Below are 3549 nucleotides of genomic sequence, written 5' to 3'. Positions count from 1 at the left end.
CGGGGCGGCCGCCTCGGACGGCGGCAGCGGGGAGATCAGGCCGGCCTGGCCGGCCAGCGCGGTCAGGATCTCGCCCGCCGTCAGGGCGCTGCCGTGGCCCGCGACCAGGACGGCGCGCGGGCGGCCGTCCGGGCGCAGCCGGTCCAGGCCGGCCGCGTCGGCCAGCCGCAGCGCGGTGCGGACCCGCGCGCCGGCGCCGGCCAGGGCCAGCAGGGCGCGGTCGCGGTCGGCGCGCTGCAGGGCGGCCGGGTCGTCGAGCAGGGTGTCGTCGAGCATGCGGCGGGCCTCCGGCTGCTGTCCTGTGCGCGCTGGGCTGGCGGGGTGGGGGCTTCGCCCCAAGGATCAGGCCGGGCGGCGGGCCTCGTCCACCAGCAGGACCGGAATGCCGTCCCGGACCGGGTACGCGAGGCCGCAGTCCGCGCCGGTGCAGAGCAGCTCGGGCTGCTCCTCGGTGCCGCCCTCGGTGAGCGCGGCCCGGCACTGCGGGCAGACCAGGATCTCCAGCAGGAAGGATTCGAGCTTCATGGGGCTCTCCAAAAGTCGGGGGGTGGCACGGCGGTGCCCCGGCCGATAGGCAACCCTACCGGCCGGGGCACAGGAGGCCTCGGTCAGGCGCGGACGATGGCGAGCACGCCGTCACGCAGCTCGGCCATCTTCGCCGGGTCCTTGGCCTCGGCGTTCAGGCGCAGCAGCGGCTCGGTGTTGGAGGCGCGCAGGTTGAACCACCAGTCCGGGCCAGCCACGGTGAGGCCGTCCAGCTCGTCGACGGTGGTGCCCTCCAGGCCGGCGTAGGCGGCGCGGACGGCGGCGGTGCTGGCGGCCTGGTCGGCGACGGTGCTGTTGATCTCGCCGGAGGCGGCGTAGCGGTCGTACTCGGCGGTGAGCGCGGACAGCGTGCCGGGCTGCCCGCCGAGCGCGGCCAGCACGTGCAGCGCGGCCAGCATGCCGGTGTCGGCGCGCCAGAAGTCGCGGAAGTAGTAGTGCGCGGAGTGCTCGCCGCCGAAGACGGCGTCGGTGACGGCCATCTCCTGCTTGATGAAGGAGTGGCCGACCCGGGTGCGCACCGGGTTGGCGCCGAGCTCGCGGACCACCTCGGGGACGGTCCAGGAGGTGATCAGGTTGTGGATGACGGTCGGCTCGGCCTCGCCGGCGGCCTGGGCGCGGGCGATCTCGCGGGCGGCGACCAGGGCGGTGATGGCGGACGGGGAGACCGGCTCGCCGCGCTCGTCGACGACGAAGCAGCGGTCGGCGTCGCCGTCGAAGGCCAGGCCGAGGTCGGCGCCGACCTCGCGGACCTTGGCCTGGAGGTCGACGATGTTCTTCGGGTCGAGCGGGTTGGCCTCGTGGTTGGGGAAGGTCCCGTCCAGCTCGAAGTACATCGGGACGAGCTCGATCGGCAGGCCGTCGAAGACGGTCGGCACGGTGTGGCCGCCCATGCCGTTGCCCGCGTCCACGACGACCTTGAGCGGGCGGATCGCGGTGAGGTCGACCAGGCCCAGCAGGTGGTCGGCGTAGCCGCGCAGGGTGTCCTGCTCGGACAGCGCACCGGGCTTGACGTCCTTGGCCGGGACGGTGACGGTGTCGTCCTCGCCCGTCCAGGACTCGACCAGCTCGCGGATCTCGGAGAGGCCGGTGTCCTGGCCGACCGGGGCGGCGCCGGCCCGGCACAGCTTGATGCCGTTGTACTGGGCCGGGTTGTGGCTGGCGGTGAACATCGCGCCGGGCAGGTCGAGCTTGCCGCTGGCGTAGTAGAGCTGGTCGGTCGAGCAGAGGCCGATCTGGACCACGTCGGCGCCGTAGGCGGCGGCGCCCTCGGCGAACGCCCGGGTGAGCGACGGGGAGGAGGGGCGCATGTCGTGGCCGACGACGATCGCGGACGCGCCGGTGACCTGCACGAACGCGGCGCCGAAGGCCCGGGACAGGTGCTCGTCCCACTGGTCCGGGACGACGCCTCGGACGTCGTAGGCCTTCACGAGCTGCTTGAGGTCGCGCACTGCGGCTCCACCCTGGTCTCTGTACTGGTCGGTGTGCGTGTGATCGGCGGCTGGCCGCCCACGGTCACGATACGTCGGGGTCACCGCCCGTTCGGTCGACGGTCCGCGGTGACGGTAGACGGGCAGCGTACCCAAGTCGGACGAACGCCCGGTGCAGGCCCTGGGCGGGGTACGGCGTCGGCTGTGCGGCGTCAGTTGTCCGGCGAGCGCAGGACGCGCAGGTGGCCGCGGCGGCCGCCCTCGGTGGACTCGCCCTCGGACCCGCGGCCCTGACGGGGGGTCTGCGGCCGGGCGGCCTCGCGGACGGCGTTGGCGAGGGCCTCCAGGTCGTCGCTGCTGCGGCGCAGCGGCCCGGCCTCGGCGGCCAGCCGGACGACCTCCCAGCCGCGCGGGGCGGTGAGGCGCTCGGCGTGCTCGGCGCACAGGTCGTAGCAGTGCGGCTCGGCGTAGGTGGCGAGCGGGCCCAGGACAGCGGTGGAGTCCGCGTAGACGTACGTCAGCGTCGCGACGGCCGGCCGGCCGCACGCGGTCCGCGAACAACGACGTACAGAGCTCACGAGGGTGGACGGTACCGCACTCCTCGCCGGGGAGCGAAGACCGCCTGTCCGGCGGGTGTGCCGTGTCGCGGTCCGCACGCCGGTCCACGCCTCCGCCGCCTCGGGCGTTTCCCCGTCGGAGTAGTCCACTTCCGACCGTCCAAGGACTACCCTCGGCAGTGATATGGACAGCTCTGCACCGCAGTCATCGACGGGACCCTCGCGCCGTCCCCGGCATCGCGACCGGCACGGCAGGGGGCTGCGCGGCCCGCTGGCGCCGCCCCAGGTGCCGATCTCGCTCACCCGCTCCGAACTGTTCGACGACTACGTGCGCGAATCGGTGGAGCGTCTTGAACGGCGCTGGCCGCAGCTGATCGAAGTGGAGTTCGCCGTCCAGGAGGTGCCGCTGCACGAACCCGACGCGGCCGACGGCGAGGACGGCGTGCCGCTGGGGCGGGTGTTGCCGGGCAAGCAGGGGCGCAAGAGCCAGATCGTGGTGTACCGGCGGCCGGTGGAGATCCGGGCGAAGACCCGGGAGGACCGCGCGGCGCTGGTGCACGAGATCCTGATCGAGCAGGTGGCGGAGCTGCTGGGACTGTCCCCGGACGCCATCGACCCGCGCTACGACGAGGACTGAGCACGCGGACGGGGCGGTACCCGGGCCTGCCGGGTACCGCCCCGTCCGACCGGTCAGCGCAGGACGACGCCCGGATCCTGGCCGGCCTGCGGGACCCTGACGGTGCTGTGGTCGTCGCGCAGCGCCTGGATGGTGAACATCGGCACGTCCTTGGCGGGCAGCGAGAGCATCCGGGCGGCCATCACCGGGCCGCCGGAGACGGTCTCGACGGTGAGCGCGAAGCTGCCGTTCAGCCCACCGGGCTCGGGCGCCGGGAGGGCGACCGTGCCGCCGGCCGGCAGCTGGACGTCCTTGCTCACCGGGGTGCCGCCGCCGCTGCCGGCCGAGGCGGTGACCCGGACGGTGGCGGCGTCGCCGGCGGAGGTCAGGAACAGCGTGGACG

At 74.2% G+C, this 3549-nt stretch carries 5 protein-coding genes and 1 pseudogene; 1 reads left to right on the top strand and 5 read right to left on the bottom strand.

The annotated features are described in order from the left end of the window. The 4 genes and pseudogenes from ACFV6I_RS38510 to ACFV6I_RS38495 all read right to left on the bottom strand — a co-directional run. Positions 1 to 276: pseudogene (locus ACFV6I_RS38510) on the bottom strand (mannose-6-phosphate isomerase); the annotation flags it as partial. A gap of 66 nt (positions 277 to 342) precedes the next feature. After that, positions 343 to 525 carry a Trm112 family protein gene (locus ACFV6I_RS38505; protein WP_063349138.1) on the bottom strand — a complete coding sequence of 61 codons (183 nt, stop codon included), beginning with the start codon at positions 523 to 525 and terminating at the stop codon, positions 343 to 345. 83 nt (positions 526 to 608) lie between these two features. Next, positions 609 to 1994 carry a phosphomannomutase/phosphoglucomutase gene (locus ACFV6I_RS38500; RefSeq protein WP_063349137.1) on the bottom strand — a complete coding sequence of 462 codons (1386 nt, stop codon included), beginning with the start codon at positions 1992 to 1994 and terminating at the stop codon, positions 609 to 611. Between the two features lie 191 nt (positions 1995 to 2185). Continuing rightward, positions 2186 to 2629, bottom strand: a complete 444-nt coding sequence (locus ACFV6I_RS38495; protein WP_079136306.1) for a DUF3499 domain-containing protein — start codon at positions 2627 to 2629, stop codon at positions 2186 to 2188. A gap of 85 nt (positions 2630 to 2714) precedes the next feature. Between ACFV6I_RS38495 and ACFV6I_RS38490 the strand changes: the two genes are divergently transcribed. Beyond that, complete coding sequence (locus ACFV6I_RS38490) at positions 2715 to 3167, top strand: metallopeptidase family protein (protein WP_079135840.1); 453 nt, start codon at positions 2715 to 2717, stop codon at positions 3165 to 3167. Positions 3168 to 3220: 53 nt separating this feature from the next. On the opposite strand, the gene ACFV6I_RS38485 is transcribed toward ACFV6I_RS38490, so the two are convergent. After that, a partial coding sequence (locus ACFV6I_RS38485) for a DUF5719 family protein (RefSeq protein ID WP_380430827.1) occupies positions 3221 to 3549 on the bottom strand: 329 nt, incomplete at its 5' end.

Origin of the sequence: Kitasatospora sp. NPDC059803, from assembly GCF_042732255.1 — a bacterium.
In the GTDB taxonomy this organism is placed as follows: Bacteria; Actinomycetota; Actinomycetes; order Streptomycetales; family Streptomycetaceae; genus Kitasatospora.
This window is presented reverse-complemented; position numbering and strand designations above follow the sequence as displayed.